A 24,189-nucleotide genomic window follows, 5' to 3' on the forward strand; every position below is an offset into this window, starting at 1 on the left:
AACATTACACAAAATAGTGAAAACGAATCATAAAGGATGGAATATTCATACAATATAACATATTGTGTAATATAATTTGGATGAGGAGTGGAGAGGCATGAAACGTAAGCTGGTGCTTGTAGGCAACGGGATGGCGGGCGTATGGTGTGTGGAGCATATACTAAAGCTGGCTCCCCAGCAGTTCGATATTACGATTTTCGGGGCGGAGCCGCATCCGAATTACAATCGTATTCTACTTTCGTCGGTGCTCGCAGGGGATTCCAGTATGAAGGACATTGTCCTGAATGACTGGGACTGGTATCGGGATAACAACATTGCGTTCCATGCAGGGCAAGCCGTGACGAAGCTAGATACGGCGAACAAGCAGGTCGTTTCCGATAAGGGCATCACTGTGGCTTATGACGAGCTGATCCTTGCAACGGGCTCGCTGCCGTTCATGCTTCCGATTCCAGGGGCGGACAAGGAAGGGGTTATCGCGTTCAGGGATATCAAGGACTGCGAAACGATGATGGAAACGGCCAAGCAGTATAAAAAAGCGGTCGTCATCGGCGGTGGCTTGCTCGGACTGGAAGCGGCGCGGGGCTTACTCAATTTGAACATGGAAGTATCGGTTGTGCACATTAATAATTATTTAATGGAACGCCAGTTGGATGAGACAGCTTCGAGAATGCTGCAGGTCGAGCTGGAGAGGCAGGGAATGAAATTCCTGCTGGAGAAGCAGACGGAACAAATCGTGGGCAAGAAGAGGGTAACCGGAGTCAAGTTTAAGGACGGCAGCTTGGCGGAGGCAGACCTCGTCGTGATGGCGGTTGGGATACGGCCGAACGTCGCGCTGGCGAAAGAAAGCGGCATAGAACTGAATCGTGGAATCGTAGTTAACGATTATCTGCAGACCAATGTTCCGAACGTATATGCGGTCGGGGAATGCGCTGAGCATCGCGGAGTTGCCTACGGGCTCGTGGCCCCGTTGTATGAGCAGGGGGATGTGCTTGCCAAGAAGCTGTGCGGTCTTGAATGCGAAGGTTACCAAGGCTCAGTTACCTCCACCAAGCTCAAGGTATCCGGTGTGGATGTCTTCTCTGGCGGTCAATATAACGATGAGCCGGGAACCCGCGCCATCAAGATTCAAGATGAATTTGAGGGCATCTATAAAAAGGTTTTGGTCCGGGAAGGTAAGGTCGTCGGTGCCGTGATGTTCGGCGATACGAGCGACAGCTCCCGCATCTTCAAGTTGATTCGAACGGGGGAAGATATCAGCGGTCGGGAGAAGGAAATCGTGCTTGGCGAAGGCTTCGGCGGCAAAAGCGGCAGCGGCGGTGCGGGGGTAGAGTCGATGAGCGACGACGAGATCGTCTGCGGCTGTAACGGAGTGACCAAGGGAGCCATTGTCAAGGCGATTCAGGAGAAGGGACTAACCTCTGTTGAGGAGATCAAGGCTTGCACGAATGCCTCGCGTTCCTGTGGCGGATGCAAACCCCTCGTCGCCGGGGTGCTGAATTGCACGCTGGGAGAGGATGCCGTCACCGCGGCAAAAGAAGGGGTTTGCGGATGTACAACGTTGGATCGGGACGAGGTGGTAGCGGCTATTCGCTCGATGCATTTGACAACAAGTAAAGAAGTCATGCATGTGCTTGAATGGAATAATCCGGAAGGCTGCTCCAAGTGTCGTCCTGCGCTAAACTATTACCTCGGCATGGCTTGGCCGGTAGAGCACGCGGAAGAGCGGGAATCTCGTTTCGTCAACGAGCGGAACCACGCGAACATACAGAAGGACGGTACCTACTCCGTCATACCGAGAATTTACGGCGGTGTGACATCACCTCAGGAATTGAAAAAAATTGCCGAAGTAGCGGAAAAATATGACGTGCCGATGGTCAAATTTACAGGCGGTCAGCGGATTGATCTCCTCGGTGTGAAGAAAGAAGATCTGCCGCGGATGTGGGAAGATCTCGATATGCCGTCCGGTTATGGTTACGGCAAGGCGCTTCGTACCGTCAAAACGTGTGTCGGTTCAACTTTCTGCCGGTTCGGGACGCAGGATTCGATCTCAATGGGAATCGAGCTGGAGAAGCGCTTCGAGCGGTTGAACACGCCGGCGAAGGTGAAGATGGCTGTATCCGGTTGCCCACGGAATTGTGCTGAAGCGACGATTAAGGACTTTGGCGTTGTGGCCATCGACGGCGGCTGGGAGCTATACATCGGGGGCAACGGCGGCGTCAGGGTCAGAGCATCCGACCTGATGTGGAAGGTCAAGACCGAAGAGGAAGTGTTCGAATATTCAGCTGCCTTCATGCAGTATTACCGGGAGAGCGCCAAATGGAACGAACGGACGAGCGAATGGGTGCAGCGCGTTGGCCTAGACATCATCCGGGAAGCTCTCGATACGGAAGAGAAGCGAAAGGCGCTTGTGGCCCGCATTGATGAGGCGCTGAATCTGATGAAGGACCCGTGGAAGGAGATCATCGAGACGCCTGAGCTGCGTTCGATGTTCGAAGCACTTCCGGAGAAGGAGGCTGCCGCGGCGGCGGAATAAGTTGAACCGGCTGGAGGCCGGCTTCGATCATCATTATATTGAACGAGGTGAGCGGGAATGGAACGTATTATGGTAGCTCGGGCGTCGGAAATTCCGGCGCTGCGATCCAGAACGGTGACGGTAGGCGGAATGGAGATCGCCATTTTCAAACTTTCGAGCGGGGAGCTTCGCGCCATCGAGAACCGATGCCCACACAAGAACGGCAAGCTGTCGGAGGGAATTGTTTGCGATCATCACGTATTTTGTCCACTTCACGACTGGAAGATCAATATGAAGGATGGTTTGGTTCAAGCCCCGGATGAAGGCTGTGTGACTACGTTTTCGGTGGAGGTGGATGAGGAAGGGAAAGTGTATCTGCTTTGGGAGAAAGGAAGTCTGTCCGCGTAGCAGAGGACGAGTCAAAGGAAGAGACGGCAGCAGATCAGATATGGATCAGCGCCGTCTTTTTTTGCTCCCCTGCTTCAGTTGCGTATATCCATATGCCTGCAGCAGGCGAGCAGCGTATACAGTACCCCGATCATAGCCGAGACAGCCAAATGCAAAGAAAGTTCGAGCCATTCCGGCAGGGAATTGAGAATAGACTCCCTCATGTTATGGAAAACTGTTGCAGAGAATGGTACAATAGGGCAAGTACATGATGCTGCCGGACAATAATGCACACGTGAACATTTCGCGAGCATAAGGGAAGCCCGCTGCTGGTGACCGAAGGCGAATCACAGCTTTAACACGCTGATGCGACAAAAAGACTAAACGAGTAGAAGTGGGAGGATAACAATGACGGTAACAAACAAATCGATTGAGCAACTTTCCGTGGACACAATCCGCACCCTTTCCATCGATGCGGTGGAGAAAGCGAAGTCCGGGCATCCCGGCATGCCTATGGGATCCGCCCCAATGGGGTACGAGCTGTTCGCCAAGCTGATGAAGCATTATCCGGAACAGCCGAATTGGATTAACCGCGACCGGTTTGTGCTGTCGGCTGGACACGGTTCCATGCTGCTGTACAGCTTACTGCACCTCAGCGGATACGATCTATCGATGGAAGAGCTGAAAAACTTCCGGCAGTGGGGCAGCAAGACTCCGGGTCACCCGGAGGTGGGGCACACGCCTGGTGTTGATGCGACGACAGGACCGCTTGGACAAGGCTTCGGTATGGCAGTAGGTATGGCCATGGCGGAGGCGCACCTAGCTGCAGTATATAACCGCGATTCTTATCGCTTGATCGACCATTATACTTATGCGATTTGCGGTGACGGTGATCTAATGGAAGGGATTTCTTCGGAGTCCGCATCGCTCGCAGGTCATCTGAAGCTTGGCAAATTGATCGTACTGTACGATTCAAATGATATCTCGCTAGACGGTGAGCTCAATCTATCCTTCTCCGAGAATGTGGCTCAGCGCTTCGAGGGTTACGGCTGGCAGGTGCTTCGCGTGGAGGATGGCAATGATCTTCAGGCGATTCACAAGGCGGTTCTGGAAGCTCAGGCGGATTATCGTCCAACATTGATCGAGGTGAAAACCGTTATCGGTTACGGCAGCCCGAACAAAGCGGGCAAAGGCGGACATGTCGGACCGCACGGCTCTCCGCTGGGTACGGACGAAGTGGCACTGACCAAAAAGGCGTATGGCTGGGACGATGCGCAGCATTTTCACGTACCGGATGAAGTGCGTAAGCACTTTGAAGACGTGAAAAGGCGCAACGGAGATGTCTACGAAGGCTGGAATGCCATGTTTGCGGAATACGCTAAGGCGTATCCTGAGCTTGCGAAGCAGTTCGAAATCGCAGTGAAGGGAGACCTTCCTGAGGGCTGGGATAAAGACATTTCGGAGGCTCCTCCGGCAGAGAAAGGAACCCGGACGGCTTCGGGCATTGTGCTGAACGAGATCGCCAAGCATGTGCCGTATCTTGTCGGCGGATCTGCGGACCTCGAATCGTCTACGATGACGCATATGAAAGACCTCGGCGTGATGACAGCCAAGGACTACAGCGGTCAGAACATTTACTACGGCGTGCGCGAGTTTGGTATGGGCGCGGCGGTGAACGGGATGCTGCTGCACGGCGGCTTGAAAGTATTCGGCGGAACGTTCTTCGTTTTCTCGGATTACCTGCGTCCGGCGATTCGTCTTGCTTCGATCATGAACGTGCCGGCGATCTACGTATTTACGCATGACAGCATCGGTGTCGGCGAAGACGGCCCGACCCATGAACCGATCGAGCAGTTGGCGGCGCTTCGCGTCATTCCGGGTGTGACCGTCATTCGTCCGGCGGACGGCAGCGAAACCGCGGCAGCATGGCGTTATGCGGTAGAGAACAAGAGCGGTCCTGTTGCGCTGATCTTCTCCCGCCAAGCGGCGCAGAAGCTGGAAGGCTCGGAGAAAGGCGCAGTCGATCGCGGGGCATATGTACTCGCCGATGCACCAGGCGGCAAGCCGCAAGCGCAAATCATCGCGACAGGCACGGAAGTGCAGCTGGCTGTTGCGGCTCAGAAGCAGCTCGCCGAAGAAGGCGTCGCTGTACGGGTCATCAGCATGCCTAGCTGGGAGCTGTTCGATAAGCAAACGCAGGAGTACAAGGATTCGGTGATCCTGCCGGATGTGAAGGCTCGTTTGGCTGTGGAAATGGGTCATTCGTTCGGCTGGGAGCGTTACGTCGGCGATCAGGGCGACGTGCTCGGCATCAATAAGTTCGGAGCATCGGCACCGGGTCCGATCGTCATCCGCGAGTACGGATTCACGGTAGAGAACGTAGTTGCCCGCGTAAAGCAGCTTTTGTAATCAATTCATGGTAGAGGGGAACGTTGTAGATGTCACAGTTTGAGAATGTAACAATCGTAAAGAAAGCAAACGTCTATTTTGACGGGAAGGTTACGAGTCGCGCGGTTCTGTTCGCAGACGGCACGAAGAAGACGCTCGGCATCATGCTGCCCGGCGAGTATGAATTCGGCACCGACGTCAAAGAAATCATGGAAATACAAGCCGGCGAGCTGAGGGTACTGCTCCCGGGATCTACCGAATGGTTAGAAATCAACGGTACAGGAGAATTCACCGTACCGGCTAACGCTAAGTTCAAGCTTGAAGTCCGTACGGTGACGGATTACTGCTGCTCTTACATTAGCGAGTAAACAACCAGAAAACCCCGCTTTGTCCTATCCATTGTGTACATCACATTGGCGGATGCGGGGTTGTTTTCTTTTGTTGGGATGAGTATCGTGATTTTCAATTCGTTACCTCTGCATTGATTTTAGTATTTCATGGGCAGACTGTGAATGTTCTCTTGCGTTATGGACGGAAAGTAAAGTATTCTATTTTTATAGGGATTTACGACTTAGTCTACATAAAGAGAACCCAAAGATTGGATAGGAGGACATGTTTTCCATGTGTGCAAAGCTTCGTTTTGATTACAGTAAGGCACTGGACTTCATTGGACAGCATGAAGTCGATTATTTGGCGGGGGCAGTAGCCTCGGCGCATGAACAATTGCACAATAAAACCGGTGCAGGTAATGATTATCTCGGCTGGATAGACCTCCCTGTCAATTACGATAAAGACGAATTCGCCCGCATTCAGAAGGCGGCTCAGCAAATTCAGTCCGATTCCGATGCGCTTGTGGTGATCGGTATCGGAGGCTCTTATCTGGGAGCGAGAGCGGCGATTGAGATGCTGTCCCACAGCTTCTATAACCTGCTGCCGAAGGGCAAACGCAAGACGCCTGAAATCTATTTTGTCGGCCAAAACATCAGCTCCACTTACGTTACTCATTTGCTGCAGCTTCTCGAAGGAAAGGATATTTCCGTGAACGTCATCTCCAAATCGGGCACGACGACCGAGCCGGCAGTTGCTTTCCGCATTTTCCGTGAGCTGCTTGAAAAGAAGTACGGGAAGGAAGCGGCACGGGGGCGTATTTATGCGACAACCGACCAAGCCAAAGGAGCACTGAAGAAGCTGGCTACGGAAGAAGGCTACGAAACGTTTGTCATCCCGGATGATGTAGGCGGACGGTACTCTGTGCTGACTGCGGTAGGGCTGCTGCCGATCGCAACGGCTGGCGTAGATATCGAGGCGATGATGCGCGGCGCGGCGGATGCGCGAGAAGCCTATTCTAACCCGAATCTGCAGGAGAACGAAGCTTACCAATATGCGGCGGTACGTAATGCGCTCTACCGCAAAGGCAAGACAACGGAAATTCTCGTCAACTACGAGCCTTCGCTGCACTATGTATCAGAATGGTGGAAGCAGCTGTACGGCGAGAGTGAAGGAAAGGACAACAAAGGAATTTACCCGTCTTCAGTCGATTTTTCTACCGATCTTCATTCTATGGGACAGTTCATCCAAGAAGGCTCGCGTAATTTGTTTGAGACTGTGATTCAAGTAGAAGAGGTCACCGAGAAAATCACGATCGGTAACGATCCGCAGGATCTGGACGGGCTCAACTTCCTCAGCGGCCAGACGATGGATTTCGTCAACAAGAAAGCGTTCGAAGGTACGATGCTCGCGCATACGGACGGTGGCGTGCCGAATCTCATCGTCACTTTGCCAGATATGAGCCCGTACACATTCGGGTACATGGTTTACTTCTTCGAAAAAGCTTGCGGAATCAGCGGATACTTGCTTGGGGTTAATCCGTTCGATCAGCCGGGCGTCGAAGCATATAAGAAAAACATGTTCGCGCTGCTTGGAAAGCCGGGATACGAGAAAGAAAAAGCTGAGCTCGAAGCCAGACTGTAAAAGTAAGGCGGACGGGACGTCAGCACACGCGAAAAAGCGGCTCATCCCTCCGGAGAGCCGCTTTTTTCATACAGACCTGCGCTTCGCTACAAAGTAGGTCAATTAGAGGTCCCTTGGATATAAAAGGAGGCACCGGAAGACCATGCTCATGCAGTACAGAACGGTAAAGCGTTTCGGTTCGGCGGAGATCGTTATCAAAAAATCGCGTTTTATCGGCTATGCGAAGCCGGTGGAGTCGGAAGACGAAGCGATCGCTTTTATCGAAAGCATCAAGAAGGAGCATTGGAATGCTACGCATAACTGCTCGGCTTATATGATCGGAGAGCGGGATGAAATCCAGAGAGCGTCGGATGACGGAGAACCGAGCGGAACGGCCGGAAAGCCAATTCTGGAAGTCATCAAGAATCAGGGTATGAAGAATGTCGCCGTCGTTGTCACCCGCTATTTTGGCGGTATCCTGCTTGGAGCGGGCGGCTTGGTACGCGCTTATACCGACGGAGCAGTGGTCGGACTGGCCGCAGCGGAGCCGGTGTATAAGGTACTGCACAGTGAAGTAATGGTGGAGATCGATTACACCTGGCACGGCAAAGTAGAGAACGAGCTGAGGAACCGTGGGACGCTGATGGGTGAAACGTCGTTCACCGATAAGGTAACATTGACCTGTTTGCCGCTGGCCGAGGAGGCGGAGCGCTTCATCCTTTGGATGACGGATATCACTCAGGGACAGGCTGCGATCGTTGAAGGGGAATCGCGTTTCGTAGATCATGCTGAGCTCCCGTAAGCTTGGGGATCGGCAGATTTTCAATACATCATGATAACAATAAAACAGGGGGAGCTGGTGATTTTTGGCCAGGAAAGCGGTTGCACAGGAGCTAAGCCGTGAGCGAATCTTGGAGGAGGCGAGACAGCTTTTTGTCGAGCACGGGTATCATGCATTAACAATGCGGAGTATCGCAAAGACAATGGGGTATAGTCATGGGGCATTATACTATCATTTTAGCGAGAAGGCGGAGCTGTTCTACGCATTGGTTACCGACGATTTCCATATGCTGCTGGAGCGGCAGAAAGACATGCTTAGGCGCACCCGCTTGGGTGATCTGGGGCAGCTTGAGAAGCTGATGTTCGAATTTATCCGCTTCGGGCTGGAGAATCCGAACCATTACGAAATTATGTTTATGATCAAGGATCCTGAGCTGCAGCGTTATTCCCGCACGGAACAGGCGGAGTGTCTGGATCTGTTCGCAACGGTTGTACGCTCGGTCGTTTCCAAGCAGCCGGAAAGTGATAAGAAGATGTACAGCTTGCCATGGAGCTTGTTCATGTCAATGCACGGATTCATTTCTTATAATATTCGTTATAATCAATCGTTTGAAGATGTCAAAAAGTTGGCGGAACAGCATGTCAAATATTTGTGCGAGGGGCTGCAAGGATAACGTAATCTCAGCATCCGGAGATTCTTTGCAGCCCCTTACTTCATTGCATTAAAGCTTCAATGACTTGTGTGTTTACCCGCGGCTAAACTTGACTAAGCAGGTGCGCTGGCGCGGACCATCGAATTCGCAAAAGTAAATACCCTGCCAACGGCCTAATACCAGGCGCGAGCCGGCGATGAGCACGGTTTGCGACGAACCGGTGGTCATCGCCTTTAAATGGGACGCTGTATTTCCTTCGGCATGCTTGTATTTCGGATGCTCCCAAGGAAAGACCTCAGAAAGCCTCATCAGGACATCATGCTTCACATCGGGGTCGGCGTTCTCCTGAATGGTGATTCCAGCCGTGGTGTGCGGACAATAAATAACGGCGGTGCCATCCTCCAGTCCTTCCTGCTTTAATAGATCGTGCACAAGGCGGGTAATTTCAATCATCTCGTCCCGTTCCTTCGTTTGCAGATGCAGCGTATGGATCATGGAAGATCCTCCTTCAATTCGGGGTTGGATGCTTCATTTCGTCATCATTATATTACACGAGGTGTCTGCTCACAAAACATGGTACAATAAGTACATATTCTAACAGCAACGTAATCGAAAGGGTGAAGACGGTGAACTTGACGGCCAACACAATGGAAAATACGGAATTTATGATAGAAGAAATTAAGAGGAAGCTGCGGATGGCGAGCGGCGCCGCGCTCAAAGCGTCTAAGCTAAACGATGAACAGTATGATGATCTGCGTGATATTTATGAGATGGTGGCTGGTAAAAACCAGTTCAGTATCAGCGAGATTGAAGCGATCACGATGGAGCTCGGGAGGCTGCGTAAGGCTTAAAGCACTTCGGAGTCTTTGGACATCTGCACATCTTGCCTGAACCAAGGACAGGGATACAAGCAGACAGGGCATGCACCTCGTACTATATAGCGTTAACACTAATGATGGAGGGCTTCTTGGCCCAACGCTAACTATATGGAGGTGCACGACTATGCACAAAGCAGTCCGCAAGCAAGATGCTGCTAAGCTGATCGGCAAACCGATTTATGCGGTGAAGAAAGATGGCACGGTTGTTCATGGCAAGCTGGTGCGCATCAGCGGCGGAAAGCTGCTTGTCGCTCCCCGCAAAGGCAAGCAGGTCCGAACGTCGGCGATTATACCGCTCGTCCTGTTTGATTTGCTCGCCATTGGAACTGCCCCGTACGCCTACGGCGGCGGTTATGGCGGAGGGTACGGTTACGGAGGATACGGTGGTTACGGCGGCGGCTATCCGTATGGAGGAGGCGGCGGCTTCATCTGGTAATGAACCTCAGCATCCTGTCGTTCATATGAGCAATCCCACGTTTTGCGGCGCTCTCGCGGAACGTGGGATTTTTATTTGTGTATGTGGGATAGTTAGGTTTCCTTGAGAGGGATAAGCCGCTCTTTTTTGGACAAATAGCAGAAGAAATGACGGTCTTGCCGCAAGGATGAATGCGGACAAAGGCCGTTATTTGCGTTGTTACAAATAGGCATTTGAATTAGTAACAATAGCGGATGATCTAACATAAATTATTTTGTCAAGGGAGAACGGCCTAAGGTTTGGCGGATGTTCCCAACCAGGTAGTTGTTTCCCTTATGAATATAATTTAACGGAGGTTGTAAACATGGATGAGTTTAAAAAAGATATTCAAAATTTGCAGGTTGCTGAATTCAACGCGGGTCAGGTAACGCCCTGGGACAACCAGGCACAGTACGAGAGTGCCCGATTGTGTATTGGTTTCGGCGGATTTTGTGGTGGATTTGGCCGGTGCGGTGGATTTTGTGGTGGATTTGGCCGATGTGGCGGATTTTGTGGTGGATTTGGTGGTGGATTTTGCGGTGGTTTCCGCTGCGGAGGATTTGGTGGCGGCTGTGCTCGCTGCGGTGGTTGCGCCCGCTGCTTCTAGTTTCCTCACGGAAGCTGTCGCTGTTTAAGGAGAAGAGAAAGCCTCTGCCCTGCTGGGCAGGGGCTTTTCTCGACAAAATCAGGCATGAGGGACAAATAGCCATACATAGAATGAAAAAGAAAGTGACGGCTTTAAAAGAAGTTCGCGGTAAGGAGGAGTGAAATGACAAAGCTGAATCCCTCTATGCGTCTGAAGGTAAAAGGGGATACGTTTTTTCTCCCCGATTCGAACGGAGGCGTGTATTTTCGTAATAACTCAGGCTCGTTCCGTATGGAAGGCCGTGGGATTGATCAGTGGGTTGCCAAGCTGATCCCCGTATTAGACGGAAAGTACTCCTTGGACGATTTGACGGACGGATTGCCGGACGAATACCGGAACCGGGTAGTCGAAATTGTAAACATGCTGTACCAAAACGGCTTTGTGCAGATAGTAGCAGACCGCTCGCATCAATTGCCGGATCCGATTCTCCAAAAGTACGCCTCTCAAATTGAGTTTTTGAACAGCTTTGGCGGCTCGGGCGCGTACCGCTTCCAGTCCTACCGTCAGACTAAAGTGTTGGCGGTCGGCTCAGGCTCTTGGTTGGTCTCGATGGCAGCAGCGTTGTTTGAATCCGGGTTGTCCAGGTTTCATGTACTGATAACGGATTCGCATCCAACCCATCGTCAGCGCTTGGCGGAGCTTACGGCGCACGCCCGCACAACGGACCCTGAGGCGGCGCTGGAGGAAATGACTCTTCCGAAGGCAGGCTTGAACTCTTGGCGGGAGGCCGTGAAGATGTTTGATGCGATATTGTATGTGTCGCAGGAAGGCGAGCTTGAGGAGCTGAGGGTGCTTCATGCGGCTTGCAGAGAGGAGAAGAAGGTCTTTCTCCCCGTTATTTGTCTGCAGGGGGCGGGTCTGGCAGGTCCGCTGGTGCATCCGGATTCTGAAGCATGCTGGGAGTCGGCATGGCGCCGCATCCATAGATCCGTGTTGAAAGAAGACCTGAAGCTGCATACGGTCTCTTCAACAGCAGGAGCGATGCTTACGAATGTGATCGTGTTTGAATGGTTCAAAATGGCTGCGGGAGCGGTTGAACAGGGAAGAAACCATAAATTCTACCTGCTCGATCTGGAGACGTTGGAAGGCAGTTGGCATTCGTTCATGCCCCATCCGCTGGTGACCGGCCGTGCTGAAGTCCAGCGGATTCGCGATCTTGAGCTGTTGCAGAAGGAGAGCTCAGACGAAGGTGATCTGACGGAGTGGCTTACTTATTTCGACTTGTTGACATCAGCAGAATCGGGAGTTTTTCATCTTTGGCAGGAGGGAGAACTGAAGCAGCTCCCGCTCGCGCAGTGTCGGGTTCAAGCCGCCGACCCGCTGTCGGAAGGACCGGCAGAGTTGCTGCCGGAGCGGATATGTACAGGTCTGACGCACGAAGAGGCACGGCGGGAAGCGGGGTTGGCCGGGATTGAAGCGTATGTTTCGCGGATGGTTGGTTTACTTGCTTCGGAGCCATCCTCAGATCGGGAAGCAAAGGGAAATGGGATAAACCCGCAGGAATGTGTTGGAGTCGGAGCGGGGACAACGGCCTCAGAGGGTATATGCCGCGCGCTGCATCACTGTTTGTCTGAGGAGCTAAACAGGCGTCAGGGAGTTCAGCAGCCTCTTCTCCATCGGGTGGAGCTGACGGCGGTAGAAGATCAACGCTGCCAATATGATTTGCAGGCACTGACCACGATGCAAGGTTCGCCCGTGATCGGCTTGGGGGAGGACATAGCCGGTTTCCCTGTGGTTTGGGTCGGTACAAGCGGCTGCTGGTATGGCAGTGTAGGCTTGAATGTGACTCTGGCGCTCAGGAAGGCACTTCAACAGGCGCTGCTGAAAGCCCAAAATCCGATGGCTAATATGACAGCGCAGGAGCTGGTAGCTTCGTCTGTGATTTGGGAGGAGGCATTGCCGCAAAGTCTGGCGATCCCTGCGTTCGAGGATACTGCACAGCGGGAGCTGCTGCAAACGACCCTGCGGGTTTTGAACCGGAGCCGCAAGCAGCCAGTGGTCTTTGATCTCGCGGTGGAGCCGTTTATGAGAGAAAAACTGGCAGGGGTGTTCTGTGTGTCGTTGCGAGAGGAGGAATCCCGATGAGCGGCGCTGTTGTATTGATTGTCGGAGAGGGGCAGCTGGCGGAATTCGCAACCTCCGAACTGTCCGTTCAATACGAGATCTTTCGCCAGAAAGATTTCAAGACAAGGATACCGAAAGGGGTCGATTTGGCACTAGTGCTGGACGATGGTTGGCATCCCTTCGCTCATCAGGAAGCCGAAGCGGTGCTGCAATCAGCGGGGATTCCTTGGGTGCGAGGCTTCGTTTCCTTTGGCGAGGCTATGATCGGGCCGCTGGTTCGTCCGGGTACTCCGGGGTGCTCTCAATGTGCGGATTTGAGGCATCTGATGGGAGGGCGCGATCGCAAGGAGATGTGGGGGCTGCGGCGAATGCTGTCCGAGCACGGAGGCCTGCCGCGTGACGTGTGGGCTTCACGCTTGGGACTTTTACAAGCGGCGCATCTGCTAGCAGCGGAGGTGCGGAGAATCCTGCGAGGCAATCAAGCGGAGATAGAAGGACGAGTGTTTTTGATTAACCTTCAAACGCTCAAGAGCTCGCGTCACTTCTTTTTGCCCGACCCGCAGTGTGCGGTGTGTGGTCGTTTGCCCGACGACTCACCGGAAGCAGCTCAGATTGCTTTGCGGCCAAGTCCGAAAATCAACGCCAAGAGCTACCGCTGCCGTCCGATGGATGACTTGAAGGAATTTTTGGCCAAAGATTATTTGGATTACCGGACCGGCTTGTTGAATGGGAAGATGCATGATTTTGTGTCGCCGTTTGCCGATGTGAGCGTGAATCTGCCGTTGTTCACGCAGGACGAGGCCTGCGGAGGCCGGACTCATTCCTATGCGGAGAGTGAGCTGACGGGCATCATGGAGGGCCTGGAGCGATACTGCGGTGTGGCGCCCCGCGGCAAACGGACGGTGATCCATGACAGCTTCCGTCGTCTCGAGGATCAAGCGCTGGATCCTGTCAAGGTAGGAGTACATGATAAGGAGCAGTATGCGCGGCCCGGCTTCCCGTTCAAACTGTTTGATCCTGACCGTCCCATCGATTGGGTATGGGGCTATTCGTTTAAGCAAGAACGACCGATTCTGGTTCCCGAGCTGCTTGCTTATTACAGCTTGGGGTGCGGGGATAAATTTGTCCATGAAACGTCCAACGGATGCGCATTAGGAGGAAGCTTGGAGGAAGCTATTTTCTACGGCATTATGGAAGTGGTGGAGCGCGATTCGTTTTTGTTGACTTGGTATGCGCAGCTGCCTATTCCGCGGCTTGATCTGTCTACCGCTGACGACCGAGAATTGCAATTGATGATCGAACGTTTGCGGACGGTGGCGGGATTTGATGTGGTTGTATGTAACGCTACGTTGGAGAATGGGATTCCAAGCGTATGGGCGCTCGCGAAGAACAGGAAACCAAGGGGAGTGAATCTGATCTGTGCAGCCGGGGCTCATCCGGACCCGATACGCGCGGTGAAAAGCGCGATTCACGAGCTGTCGGGCATGATGATGACGCTGGACGAGAAATTTGAAGCGAATCGGCAGGACATTGAGCGAATGTTCCGCGATCCGTTTCGGGTGCGTCACATGGAGGACCATTCCATGTTGTACAGCTTGCCCCAAGCGGAAGAGCGCCTGCGATTTTTGCTGGATGAGGATCGTCCGGTGCGGACCTTTGACGAGGAGTTCAAGCCGAAGGCGAGGCATACGGATTTGACCGATGATTTGAAGGACATTCTTCAGGTGTTTCGTGGCTTAAATCTTGATGTGATCGTGGTGGACCAGACTACACCGGAGTTGCGTCAAAACGGATTGTACTGTGTGAAAGTACTGATTCCAGGGATGCTCCCTATGACTTTCGGTCATCATCTTTCCCGTTTGACGGGACTGGAACGGGTATTCACCGTACCGGTGGACCTCGGATATGCAAAGCAACCGCTTACGCCGGAACAGCTCAATCCGCATCCGCATCCGTTTCCATAACCCGTGACAAGGAGTGAGGAGGATGAGTCTGGATGCCTTTATACATTATTTGCATTATGACACGGATAAGGCCAGGCCCCCGGATTGGGAGGTAGATTGGGAAGATGCGCCGCTTCCGTATAAGCTCTACCGCGGTTTGCCAGTGGTTTCTTTATGTCCGGAAGTGCCGCTGACGTTAGAAGGAGGGCGAGGGTGGGGGAAGCCCGATATCCGCAGAATCGCTCATTTTTTATGGTACGTATTCGGACTCACGCAGGTGTGTCAGTCCGTCATTCCTTTGGATTCCACGGAACATGCCGTGGGCTCCATGCCGTTTAAGCGCCGGTTTGTTCCCTCAGGGGGTGGGCTGTATCCCAACGAATTATACGTTTATTTGAAGCTGGAAGACTTGCCTCAAGGGGTTTACCACTATGATGTGGCTCATCATCAGTTGATACTGCTGCGCGAAGGTGATTTCGATTCCTATCTGGCTAGGGCGCTGGGCAGCCGCTGTGACGTATCGGCTTGTTTTGGCGCGGTATTTGTTTCGACCCTATTTTGGAAAAACTTTTTTAAATACCACAACTTTGGCTACAGGCTGCAGGGTCTGGATGCCGGCGTGCTGATCGGACAACTGCTGGAAGTGGCCAAACGGTTTGGTATTTCCTCGGGAGTGTATTTCCAGTTTCTTGATCTGGCCGTCAATCATCTGCTGGGGATAACCGAACAGGAGGAGAGTGTGTATGCGGTGATTCCTCTGTCGGCTGCCCCTGAGATCACATGGTTTGCAAACCGCAGAGACGATGATGCCATGGTCTCTGCCGCTGAATTGTGCCGGGAGCTGCCGGTTGTTCAGCATCAGCACTATGTCCGGTCACAGAGGGTCAGGGAGTATCCGATGCTGATCCGGATGAATGAAGTGTCCTTGCTGGACTCGCCTCACTCGTTTCGGCGGATCGTGGGGGAGAAGAAAGCTGCCGAAGCAGGCCCAGTCCAGGCGGTGATTCTACCTTCAGTCAACCGGCTCTCGTATGATCTGGCACCGGTCTGTAGAAAGCGCTATTCACCGGAAATGGATTTCGTGATGGGCCGGATAAGTGAGCCGAACTTGGCCGCGCTGCTGCAGGAGGCGGCGAAATCCTTTCTGTATCGCAACGATTTGGATGGAGCCTGTGAGAACCCTGTGCCCCGCGTCCGGCTGTATTGCTGCCTGCGTGGGGTCGAAGGAATTCCGGACGGCGCATACCGCTATGACAGTACTCATCATTTGCTCAGGCAGGTACGTCCCGGGGACCATCGGCTCAGGCTGCAGCAGGGGATGTCCCTGGACAATGTGAATCTGTACCAAGTTCCGCTCAGCCTGCATGTGGCGGGGGATAAGGACCATCTTCTTACGTTACTAGGGTACAGAGGCTATCGTATTCAACAAATGGAAGCGGGTATGCTCGTCCAGCGTCTGCTGCTGGCGGCATTCGCCATGGGGATGGGGGGGCATCCGCTTCTCGGATATGATGTGAACTTGTGTGATGAGATCTACCATATGGCCCGGCATGGACAAACGAGCCTGATTCAAGTCCCGGTCGGTCCTTATCGTGATCGCCCCCGATTGTCGGGAGGATTGCATGGTTAAGGTCGGCAAGAAAGCAAAGAGCGGCCCGAATGTGGACTACATTCGAGCTGCTCTTTGTGTACCGATTTTTTTCTACACCCTATTAATAATGAACCGGATAAGGGTAATGGTGGTGATGCGGCCATGGATGGTGATAGAACCAGGGATCATAGTGACCGTGGTGGTGGTGCCATGGATTGTACCAGGCAGGATGGAAGCCATCACAATAGTCTTGATGATAATGGACATGATGATAGTAGTCATGGTGAGGGTCATCGTGATGATGGTAGTCATGATGAGGGGTATAAGTATACGTATGAGTCTGAAACTGCTGCGCGGGTCGGTCAAACTCGGCTGCATCCGCCGGCTCTTGTATGAATGGGTTTTCCTGAATCATATTGTGTCCTCCTTTGTGAACATACTCTACAATATGCTGAAATGAAAAAAAGGGCACTCGTCTACATCAATTGGGCTTGCCCAAAGTCGGTTTTTTCTAAACTGGGGTGCATTCAAGTCGTCGAAGCGCAAAGCTTGAACCCGATATTTTTCTACCCTGTTCCTGATGATTCTCCCCTTACTGAATATGGATCAGGTTATTCTGAATCCGCAAGTAGCTTGGTATTCGGAAGAATCGGAGCGGAATTAAAGGGGAAGGTTGCCCAGAACATCGTTGATGTTCTCCCCGGGTTTTATCCTGCCTACCTTGCCAATCCTGATGCAAAAGGGTTAGTTGACCTTAGAAACAAACTGTTAATTCCATAACCGGCTGCCGTTACATGTAATAAACAAACAGACCTTCCCCGTTGGAAGGTCTGTTTGTTTTGTTCCATCTTGAAATCATACAATGTTTCAGCATGACGGCTATGGTTTATTTATTATGAAGTGCAATAGCTGCGTTTAATTGCGTACCGGAGGTCGTCCAATTGACATAGGCCCCGATGATCTCTCTGACCGCTTTTACTGGAACCATGGTTTTTTCATTAATAATCAGTGGCATGCCCTCGTGATATACTGCTTTTCCGTCAATGGTATAAATGGTGGAGTCGTTCTTTACCGTTATGCTTTTGCCTTGTAGAGTGGCGATAGCTGATCTTGTTGTGCTGTCCCACTCTATCATTCCGCCTAAACCTTCGACAATGTCGCGAAGGGGCACATAGAACTTGTCGTTAATTACAGAAGGCGAAATGTGCGTTCCATTGACATTCACATGGACTTTGAGCGATTCCAGGAAATCGATTTTACGAATGAGGCCGTGTACTCCCTTGGTTCGATCCACGACCTGAGATACTTCATAATCTGTTGCGGCGCTGAGATAAGCATAAGCCACTGCGCGGTTCATTCCCAGTTTGTCTGATAAGAAAGTGATAGATTCACGAACCGCTTCTTTCATCGCTTCATCCAGATCGGGATCCAGACCGATCGGAATCCAGTAATCTTCCGTTTCGGCAAAAGGTTGTGTAAACTCGCCGTTACGAGGAATGGATGGATCGCCATTTTTGAGTACGGTTAAACGTAAGGTTCCACGCAGCGATGCTTCCAATGCGGTTAAAGCGACCTCGCCGTCGCCTTGTGCAAAGTGCGGGTCTCCGGTATAGAAAAGAGCTCCGCTGATTTTAACAGGAAGATAAAGCGTTGATCCTACCCCTAATTCATTAATATCGATATTACCTCCGGTTTCGGTTGGAGGAACCGAATGTATTCTTTCGCTCGAATCTGGTGCTACTCCCATAACACCGAGGAATGGATGGATCGGAAATCTTACCTTCTGATTGTTCTCCGTGGGAAGAATACCGTACCATTTTCCATTGATTTCCTCAATAGGGGTGAAGACGGATACGTTATTATATAATTCGGGATGTTCAGCACTGGCGCCTTCTTGAGGCCCCTTATTTTCCGGGAATTCCCCGGGTAATGCTCCTTTATAGTGTCGGTTCGAAATAACGCCATAAGGCACCCTTGTTTGCAACGACAGAACCTCAACCTTTAATACATCGCCTGGCTCCGCGCCTTCGATCGCAACGGGTCCTGTAACGACGTGAGGACCGTCTTTGTCAAAATCATGCGCGATGGGAGAGGCGGCAATCGCTTTGGCATCCTCCAACACTTGATCTGCTGGAATACCGTGAGATCCAAAATATTGAACCGGATTCCGTCCCTGGTCTTCGACAATACCTTCATGAGAGACCGTGTCGAAGGTTACAGCACTTCCGGAAGGAACGGTCAGTACAGCTTTGCTGTCTCGATTGGGCAGGTGTCCCCAACGAATATTTTCTATGGTTGATGGAACATAATATTGTCCTTCGACTTTTTCCAGTGTAGTGGGTTGAAGCGGCATACTGTTCGCGCTGGCAAAACCAAATGATGGTACGATAAGAATTGTTACCACACCTAACATCATACCTATCCTTGAAGCCTTGTTCACTCTGTTCTTCACACTTTTCCCTCCATTTATGTAATTATTTCTAACACTCATGAAAGGATTATATCGGACAACCTCAAAAATAACAATAAATATTTTAATTCATGTAATAAAACATGACATTTTGATAGAGGGGTATGCTAGGGCGGTAGCATAATCAAATCTTTAATGAATAAATCTACTTAAATGTTGTCAACAGTAATCATGACGAAACGAACTTTTCCTTTGATTGAACATTCAGGCAGCCTGCTTTACGATAAAATCATAAACCCCTGCCCGTATATGTGTAGGCAGAGGCAATTATAAATCAAAGGGGGAAATCCTAGTGAATACAGAGGCAGCGCAGCAGCCTTCTTCCGGAGGTATTCGGGTGGCCGTACAACGCTTCGGTCGATTCCTGAGCGGTATGGTGATGCCGAATATCGGCGCTTTCATCGCATGGGGATTGATCACGGCTTTATTTATTCCAACGGGTTGGATTCCAAACGAATATTTGGCTAAGCTGGTAGGCCCTATGATCACTTATTTGCTTCCCGTTCTTATAGGGTATACCGGGGGACAAATGATTCACGGTTCCCGCGGTGGAGTGATCGGTGCTGTAGTAACCATGGGAGTCGTGGTAGGTGCGACGATCCCAATGTTTCTGGGGGCTATGATCGTCGGACCGGCTTCGGCGTGGGTTTTGAAGCAGTTTGACAAAGCAGTGGAAGGCAAGATCCGTTCCGGCTTTGAAATGCTCGTCAATAACTTTTCGGCTGGTATTATCGGGGCCGGGTTGGCTCTGGTAGCGTATACGGGAGTGGGCCCGGTCGTTCAAGTCATCAGTAATATCTTGGCAGCGGGTGTTCAATTCTTGGTCAATGCGGGACTGCTTCCGCTGGCGAACGTCCTGATCGAGCCGGGTAAAATTCTTTTCTTGAACAACGCGATCAATCATGGTGTGTTGGGTCCCATTGCTTTGGATCAAGCGGCCAAAACAGGACAATCGATTATTTTCATGCTGGAATCGAATCCCGGACCAGGACTGGGTATCCTGCTGGCTTACTGGTTGGTAGGTCGCGGTACGGCGAAGCAATCCGCTCCCGGCGCAGCGATCATCCACTTCTTTGGCGGAATCCACGAGATTTACTTCCCTTACATTTTGATGAATCCGCGGTTGATTTTGGCTGCAATTACAGGTGGTGTAGTCGGAACGTTCACCTTCGCTTTATTTAATGCAGGTCTGGTCGCCACAGCATCGCCGGGGAGTATTTTCGCTTACATCGCTATGGCGCCAAGAGGCGGTTTGTTCCCTGTACTGGCCGGCGTGGTGACGGCAACGGTTGCTTCGTTCCTGGTAGCTGCTCTTCTGCTCAAAACGAGCCGTAAAGATGAGCAGGAAGAAGATTTGGAGCAAGCGGCTGAAAAAATGAAGCAAATGAAAAATGCAGGCAAAGCCGAAGCTGCAGTTGCCGAAGCTCCAGTTGTTGAGAACAAGAAGTCTGAAGTGAACAAAATTGTATTTTCTTGTGATGCCGGGATGGGTTCCAGCGCAATGGGGGCTTCCATTTTGAGAAAGAAAATGAAAGCAGCCGACGTAGATGTAACCGTCATTAATACGGCGATCAGTGAGATTCCACAGGATGCGGATATCGTGATCACGCATAAAACCCTGACGGATCGCGCCAAAGGGCAAGCGCCGAATGCTGAGCATATATCGATCGACAATTTCCTGAAAAGCCCGGAATACGATGAACTCGTCAAACGGTTGAGCTAATTAAAGCGAAGTATTGTAACGCTGGCATTCTGCCGGCGTTATCTCCATTTTGTTAAATAGGGGAGCTGTCCGTGATGAACGTTTCCAACAGACAACGACAAATCCTGGAGCTGCTGCTGAACCGGAAGGATGAAATCACGGCTGGAGAAATTGCCGCTGATATCAAGGTCAGCACGCGGACGGTTCACAGAGAGCTGCTGGAGTTGGAGAACGTTCTGGCGGCCTATGATGTTTCCCTGCACAAAAAATCCGGTATCGGCATCCAAATTCAAGCAGAGTCGGAACAGCTGGATGCGCTCAAACGGAGTCTCTCCAATATGAATACAGTGGAATATTCGGCAGATGAACGAAAAGCGCTGATGCTTTGTACGCTTTTAGAAGCCGATGAACCGGTGAAGCTGTTTTCCTTGGCGCACAATCTGCAAGTTACCGTACCGACGATCAGCAGTGATTTGGACGACCTTGAAGAATGGATTCAGAAAAGCGGCTTGACGTTGGTTCGGCGAAGAGGGTATGGCGTACAGCTAAACGGTCCTGAAGCCAATAAGAGAAATGCCATATGCCTGCTGGCACGAAAGCATCTGGATGATTCCGACTTGTTCGGGAAAATCGCTATCGGACCGCATCATCCGCTGACCGGACGGCTCCTTGCTATGGTAGGTAAAGACCATTGGATGAATGTGGAGCATGCGCTGTGGCAGCTGGAAGAAAAATGGCCCATCGAGCTTTCGGAGGGGGCTTATACTGACCTCTTGATCCGATTGTCTGTAGCGATCACAAGAATCCGGCAGGGCAAGGAGATCGAACCGGCTTGGGAGCTGCATTCCGGCCAAGAGACGGCAGTCGATAGCATGACGGCCAAGGCTCCAATGGTCTTGCAATTATCCGAAGCGCTGCATCTTTCTTTGCCTCCGGAGGAAGCCTCTTATATAGCAGAATTATTGGATTGGGATGGAGAGGTCCATCCCAACCGACTGCTCCCGCAAGATGATATAAGCTTGATGGAGACGGTTCAACGACTCATACGCTACATAGAGAATCAAGTCGGCGTACCGCTAAGTGAAGATCGTTCCTTGAGGGAAGGGCTGCTCAAGCACATTGAGCCGGCCTTCCAGCGGATTAGGGGAGGCGCACACATTCGTAATCCGCTCCTCTCCCAAATTAAAAAGGATTATGAGCTTCTATTTGGCTTTATCCGGCAAGGGGCAGATGAAATCATCACTGGATTCGTTGTCCCTGATGAAGAAATCGGATTTCTCGTCTTGCATTTCGGCGCATCCATGGAACGTCTGAAGCAGTTTTCCCGTAACGTCAAGGCGATTGTGGTATGCACCAGCGGTATTGGGTCCTCGAAGCTGTTGGCCATCCGATTGGAGAAGGAGCTGCCTCAAATCGAGATTGTCGGGAATGTGTCTTGGTACGAAGCTGCCAGAACTCCAGAACAGGCATATGATTTAATCATTTCCACCGTGGACCTTCCTTTGGAGCCGGGGAAATACTTCAAGCTAAGCCCTCTGCTCACGAAAGAAGAGACGGAAAAACTGCGTCAATATGTTCAAACCATCACCTTAAAGCGGGCTCCCGTGGACCTTCCCGGGCCTAGGCAGGGGACTCCGTCATTAGAGCGTTTACGCGGTCTTAAAGCCTATTTAGACGAAATGGTATCCCTGATGGACGATTTTAAGGTGTTTCACTTGGCGAACCATTCGGACCTGCAGTCAACGCTACAGCAGGCTTGTGATGCGGTTAGCAGGGATGGGGCTTGGGAGAGAACCGAACCGATCGTCGAGCAGCTGCTGGAGAGAGAACGATACGGGACTCAGGTGATCCCGGAAACCGGGTTGGCTCTGTTTCATACAAGAAGTGAGCTTGTCCGAAGACCGATGCTGTCTTTGTTTCGGCTAACCGAAGCATTGACCTTGGACTCTGAGCATCCCACGCAGGTCCGCGAGCTGCTGCTCATGCTTGGGCCGCGGGAGCTTTCCAAGGAAGGTCTGGAAGTCCTAAGTGAGATCAGCGCTTTGCTGCTCCGGCCGGATATGATCCGGATGCTAGAGAGCGGGACCACGGAGCAGATTAAGCAATTTATATCGAATGAGCTGGCAGTTTTTTTTGAAAATAAAACCGAAATGGGGAGAGTTACCTAAATGAGTATCTTATCGAAGGACAAAGTGAAACTGAATGCCAAAGCCCAGGACAAATTTGAAGCGATTCGCATGGCCGGACAGCTTCTCGTCGATGCGGGCCACGCTTCTGCCGGATATATTGACTTAATGATTGAAAGAGAGCAAACCCTGTCTACCTATATGGGTGGAGGGCTGGCTATTCCTCACGGCACCAAGGATTCCAAAGAACTCATACGTTCCACGGGGCTGTCGATCATACAATTTCCCGAAGGTGTCGATTTCGGTGATGGAGAGAAGGCTCATTTGGTAGTGGGTATTGCCGCGGCAGGAGACGATCATTTGGAAATTTTGACGAATGTGGCGATGATTTGCTCGGATGACGATAACCTGGAGCGCATCCTTAAAGCATCTTCGGCTGAAGAGATGATCGGTATTTTCGAAAGCGGGATGGAATCATGAAGGCCGTTCATTTCGGAGCGGGTAATATCGGCAGAGGCTTTATCGGACTGCTGCTATCGAGGTCAGGCTATGAAGTTTGCTTTATAGACGTCAATGACACGCTGGTCTCCCAATTGCAGCAAAGAGGCGAATATACAGTGACCTTGGCCAACGAAGCCCATGACTCTGCGGTAGTGAGCGGTGTTACGGCGATCAATGGAAAAGACCTGGATCAAGTAGCAGAAGCTGTTGCAAATGCGGACCTTGTCACTACGGCTGTCGGAGTGACGATACTAAAGCACATTGCCGGAGGGATTGCCAAAGGCATTGAACAACGGCTTTCGCGCTCCAGCGCCCCTCTGCATGTTATTGCATGTGAGAATGCGATCGGCGGAAGCTCGCAGCTGAAAGAGCATGTCTATTCCCAATTGAGCGAAGAAATCCGCGGTAAAGTGGATCAATACGTAGCGTTCCCGGATGCTGCGGTGGATCGGATCGTTCCTATCCAGCATCACGAGGATCCGCTTAAAGTAACGGTGGAGCCATTCTATGAATGGGTGGTTGACCGTTCAAGAATGATTGAGGGTTTTAACGAAGTCAAAGGAATTCACTATGTGGATGAATTGACGCCTTATATTGAACGGAAGCTCTTTACCGTCAATACGGGGCACAGCACTGCTGCTTATCTTGGATACCTGCACGGCTTCTCCACGATTCAGGAATCGATGGCGGATGTGGGGATTACATCGCGGGTCCAGCAGGTGATGGAAGAAACTGGCGAAATGCTTGTAAAAAAGTACGGTTTTGATCCGGAAGAGCATATGGGGTATATCCATAAAATTTTGGACCGCTTCCGCAATCCTTATTTGACGGACGAGGTCGAACGCGTGGGACGTTCTCCTATTCGTAAGCTATCTCCGAACGACAGGTTAGTTCGTCCGGCTCTCCAAGCGTTTGAGCTAGGGATACAGCCGAATCATTTGGCGCTGGCTATGGCGGCTGCCCTGTTGTTCGATAACGCAGAAGATCCGGAAGCCGTTGAACTGCAGTCGGCTATTCAAGCCTTAGGGATAAACCAGGCTGTGACTCAATATACAAGCATCCCGGAAGAGCATCCAGTACATGCGCTGATCCTGAATCATGTTCATCAATTGAAGCAAAAAGCTCATTCGTAGGGAAAGGACTG

21 protein-coding genes are annotated in these 24,189 nt (G+C 51.6%); 19 read left to right on the forward strand and 2 right to left on the reverse strand.

What is annotated here, in order from left to right; all coding sequences use genetic code 11:
* The first annotated feature begins 97 nt into the window (after window positions 1-97).
* From nirB to JOE45_RS18660, 7 genes are all read left to right on the forward strand, one after another.
* The gene (gene nirB, locus JOE45_RS18630; RefSeq protein WP_210022915.1) at window positions 98-2,533 is read left to right on the forward strand and encodes a nitrite reductase large subunit NirB; all 2,436 of its coding nucleotides are present in this window, start codon (window positions 98-100) and stop codon (window positions 2,531-2,533) included.
* Window positions 2,534-2,590: 57 nt separating this feature from the next.
* Window positions 2,591-2,920 (forward strand): nitrite reductase small subunit NirD, encoded by a 330-nt coding sequence (nirD, locus tag JOE45_RS18635; protein ID WP_210022914.1) that lies wholly within the window; start codon window positions 2,591-2,593, stop codon window positions 2,918-2,920.
* Between the two features lie 387 nt (window positions 2,921-3,307).
* The gene (tkt, locus tag JOE45_RS18640) at window positions 3,308-5,308 is read left to right on the forward strand and encodes a transketolase (protein ID WP_210022913.1); all 2,001 of its coding nucleotides are present in this window, start codon (window positions 3,308-3,310) and stop codon (window positions 5,306-5,308) included.
* A gap of 29 nt (window positions 5,309-5,337) precedes the next feature.
* Window positions 5,338-5,655, forward strand: a complete 318-nt coding sequence (gene ppnP / locus JOE45_RS18645; protein ID WP_210022912.1) for a pyrimidine/purine nucleoside phosphorylase — start codon at window positions 5,338-5,340, stop codon at window positions 5,653-5,655.
* 253 nt (window positions 5,656-5,908) lie between these two features.
* Window positions 5,909-7,258 carry a glucose-6-phosphate isomerase gene (locus tag JOE45_RS18650; RefSeq protein WP_210022911.1) on the forward strand — a complete coding sequence of 450 codons (1,350 nt, stop codon included), beginning with the start codon at window positions 5,909-5,911 and terminating at the stop codon, window positions 7,256-7,258.
* A gap of 142 nt (window positions 7,259-7,400) precedes the next feature.
* Entirely contained in the window at window positions 7,401-8,039 is a 639-nt protein-coding gene (locus tag JOE45_RS18655) for a YigZ family protein (RefSeq protein ID WP_210022910.1), read from the forward strand.
* A gap of 64 nt (window positions 8,040-8,103) precedes the next feature.
* A complete protein-coding gene (locus tag JOE45_RS18660) occupies window positions 8,104-8,691 on the forward strand; it encodes a TetR/AcrR family transcriptional regulator (RefSeq protein ID WP_210022909.1) in 588 nt (195 codons plus the stop codon).
* Between the two features lie 72 nt (window positions 8,692-8,763).
* On the opposite strand, the gene JOE45_RS18665 is transcribed toward JOE45_RS18660, so the two are convergent.
* Window positions 8,764-9,165, reverse strand: a complete 402-nt coding sequence (locus JOE45_RS18665) for a secondary thiamine-phosphate synthase enzyme YjbQ (RefSeq protein ID WP_210022908.1) — start codon at window positions 9,163-9,165, stop codon at window positions 8,764-8,766.
* Window positions 9,166-9,296: 131 nt separating this feature from the next.
* Here JOE45_RS18665 and JOE45_RS18670 point away from each other — a divergent pair, with 131 nt between their 5' ends.
* The 8 genes from JOE45_RS18670 to JOE45_RS18705 all read left to right on the forward strand — a co-directional run bounded on the left by JOE45_RS18670 (window position 9,297) and on the right by JOE45_RS18705 (window position 17,026).
* Window positions 9,297-9,521 carry a DUF1128 domain-containing protein gene (locus tag JOE45_RS18670; RefSeq protein ID WP_210022907.1) on the forward strand — a complete coding sequence of 75 codons (225 nt, stop codon included), beginning with the start codon at window positions 9,297-9,299 and terminating at the stop codon, window positions 9,519-9,521.
* 151 nt (window positions 9,522-9,672) lie between these two features.
* Window positions 9,673-9,984, forward strand: a complete 312-nt coding sequence (locus JOE45_RS18675; protein ID WP_210022906.1) for a 50S ribosomal protein L33 — start codon at window positions 9,673-9,675, stop codon at window positions 9,982-9,984.
* A gap of 343 nt (window positions 9,985-10,327) precedes the next feature.
* Window positions 10,328-10,609 carry a heterocycloanthracin/sonorensin family bacteriocin gene (locus JOE45_RS18680; RefSeq protein ID WP_210022905.1) on the forward strand — a complete coding sequence of 94 codons (282 nt, stop codon included), beginning with the start codon at window positions 10,328-10,330 and terminating at the stop codon, window positions 10,607-10,609.
* A 162-nt stretch (window positions 10,610-10,771) separates the two neighbouring features.
* Window positions 10,772-12,733: a putative thiazole-containing bacteriocin maturation protein gene (locus JOE45_RS18685; protein WP_210022904.1), complete on the forward strand. Its 1,962-nt coding sequence runs from the start codon at window positions 10,772-10,774 to the stop codon at window positions 12,731-12,733.
* Window positions 12,730-14,676: a TOMM precursor leader peptide-binding protein gene (locus JOE45_RS18690; RefSeq protein ID WP_210022903.1), complete on the forward strand. Its 1,947-nt coding sequence runs from the start codon at window positions 12,730-12,732 to the stop codon at window positions 14,674-14,676. The genes JOE45_RS18685 and JOE45_RS18690 overlap by 4 nt, the downstream gene beginning before the upstream one ends.
* 22 nt (window positions 14,677-14,698) lie before the next feature.
* Window positions 14,699-16,285, forward strand: coding sequence for a SagB family peptide dehydrogenase (locus JOE45_RS18695; RefSeq protein WP_210022902.1), 1,587 nt, complete (start codon window positions 14,699-14,701; stop codon window positions 16,283-16,285).
* The gene (locus tag JOE45_RS18700) at window positions 16,278-16,706 is read left to right on the forward strand and encodes a hypothetical protein (protein ID WP_210022901.1); all 429 of its coding nucleotides are present in this window, start codon (window positions 16,278-16,280) and stop codon (window positions 16,704-16,706) included. The genes JOE45_RS18695 and JOE45_RS18700 overlap by 8 nt, the downstream gene beginning before the upstream one ends.
* Window positions 16,707-16,795: 89 nt before the next feature.
* Complete coding sequence (locus JOE45_RS18705) at window positions 16,796-17,026, forward strand: hypothetical protein (protein ID WP_210022900.1); 231 nt, start codon at window positions 16,796-16,798, stop codon at window positions 17,024-17,026.
* A gap of 106 nt (window positions 17,027-17,132) precedes the next feature.
* Here JOE45_RS18705 and JOE45_RS18710 read toward each other — a convergent pair whose 3' ends face one another.
* Window positions 17,133-18,698, reverse strand: coding sequence for an acetamidase/formamidase family protein (locus tag JOE45_RS18710; RefSeq protein ID WP_348632558.1), 1,566 nt, complete (start codon window positions 18,696-18,698; stop codon window positions 17,133-17,135).
* A gap of 310 nt (window positions 18,699-19,008) precedes the next feature.
* On the opposite strand from JOE45_RS18710, the gene JOE45_RS18715 reads away from it, so the two are divergent.
* The 4 genes from JOE45_RS18715 (at window position 19,009) to JOE45_RS18730 (ending at window position 24,178) form a co-directional block, all read left to right on the forward strand.
* Complete coding sequence (locus JOE45_RS18715) at window positions 19,009-20,439, forward strand: PTS mannitol transporter subunit IIBC (protein WP_210022899.1); 1,431 nt, start codon at window positions 19,009-19,011, stop codon at window positions 20,437-20,439.
* A gap of 74 nt (window positions 20,440-20,513) precedes the next feature.
* Complete coding sequence (locus JOE45_RS18720; RefSeq protein ID WP_210022898.1) at window positions 20,514-22,586, forward strand: BglG family transcription antiterminator; 2,073 nt, start codon at window positions 20,514-20,516, stop codon at window positions 22,584-22,586.
* Window positions 22,587-23,024, forward strand: a complete 438-nt coding sequence (locus tag JOE45_RS18725; RefSeq protein WP_210022897.1) for a PTS mannitol transporter subunit IIA — start codon at window positions 22,587-22,589, stop codon at window positions 23,022-23,024. It abuts the gene before it with no gap.
* A complete protein-coding gene (locus JOE45_RS18730) occupies window positions 23,021-24,178 on the forward strand; it encodes a mannitol-1-phosphate 5-dehydrogenase (protein WP_210022896.1) in 1,158 nt (385 codons plus the stop codon). The genes JOE45_RS18725 and JOE45_RS18730 overlap by 4 nt, the downstream gene beginning before the upstream one ends.
* Window positions 24,179-24,189: the final 11 nt, after the last annotated feature.

The organism is Paenibacillus sp. PvR098 (genome assembly GCF_017833255.1).
GTDB lineage: Bacteria > Bacillota > Bacilli > Paenibacillales > NBRC-103111 > Paenibacillus_G.

What these genes read in the sequence shown, in the direction of transcription:
- JOE45_RS18655 (WP_210022910.1), top strand. Translation starts at nt 7,401, where the DNA reads ATGCTCATGCAGTACAGAACGGTAAAGCGTTTCGGTTCGGCGGAGATC.
- tkt (WP_210022913.1), top strand. Translation starts at nt 3,308, where the DNA reads ATGACGGTAACAAACAAATCGATTGAGCAACTTTCCGTGGACACAATC.
- JOE45_RS18685 (WP_210022904.1), top strand. Translation starts at nt 10,772, where the DNA reads ATGACAAAGCTGAATCCCTCTATGCGTCTGAAGGTAAAAGGGGATACG.
- JOE45_RS18675 (WP_210022906.1), top strand. Translation starts at nt 9,673, where the DNA reads ATGCACAAAGCAGTCCGCAAGCAAGATGCTGCTAAGCTGATCGGCAAA.
- JOE45_RS18690 (WP_210022903.1), top strand. Translation starts at nt 12,730, where the DNA reads ATGAGCGGCGCTGTTGTATTGATTGTCGGAGAGGGGCAGCTGGCGGAA.
- ppnP (WP_210022912.1), top strand. Translation starts at nt 5,338, where the DNA reads ATGTCACAGTTTGAGAATGTAACAATCGTAAAGAAAGCAAACGTCTAT.
- JOE45_RS18695 (WP_210022902.1), top strand. Translation starts at nt 14,699, where the DNA reads ATGAGTCTGGATGCCTTTATACATTATTTGCATTATGACACGGATAAG.
- JOE45_RS18730 (WP_210022896.1), top strand. Translation starts at nt 23,021, where the DNA reads ATGAAGGCCGTTCATTTCGGAGCGGGTAATATCGGCAGAGGCTTTATC.
- JOE45_RS18700 (WP_210022901.1), top strand. Translation starts at nt 16,278, where the DNA reads ATGGTTAAGGTCGGCAAGAAAGCAAAGAGCGGCCCGAATGTGGACTAC.
- nirD (WP_210022914.1), top strand. Translation starts at nt 2,591, where the DNA reads ATGGAACGTATTATGGTAGCTCGGGCGTCGGAAATTCCGGCGCTGCGA.
- JOE45_RS18680 (WP_210022905.1), top strand. Translation starts at nt 10,328, where the DNA reads ATGGATGAGTTTAAAAAAGATATTCAAAATTTGCAGGTTGCTGAATTC.
- JOE45_RS18725 (WP_210022897.1), top strand. Translation starts at nt 22,587, where the DNA reads ATGAGTATCTTATCGAAGGACAAAGTGAAACTGAATGCCAAAGCCCAG.
- JOE45_RS18650 (WP_210022911.1), top strand. Translation starts at nt 5,909, where the DNA reads ATGTGTGCAAAGCTTCGTTTTGATTACAGTAAGGCACTGGACTTCATT.
- nirB (WP_210022915.1), top strand. Translation starts at nt 98, where the DNA reads ATGAAACGTAAGCTGGTGCTTGTAGGCAACGGGATGGCGGGCGTATGG.
- JOE45_RS18720 (WP_210022898.1), top strand. Translation starts at nt 20,514, where the DNA reads ATGAACGTTTCCAACAGACAACGACAAATCCTGGAGCTGCTGCTGAAC.
- JOE45_RS18665 (WP_210022908.1), bottom strand. Translation starts at nt 9,165, where the DNA reads ATGATCCATACGCTGCATCTGCAAACGAAGGAACGGGACGAGATGATT.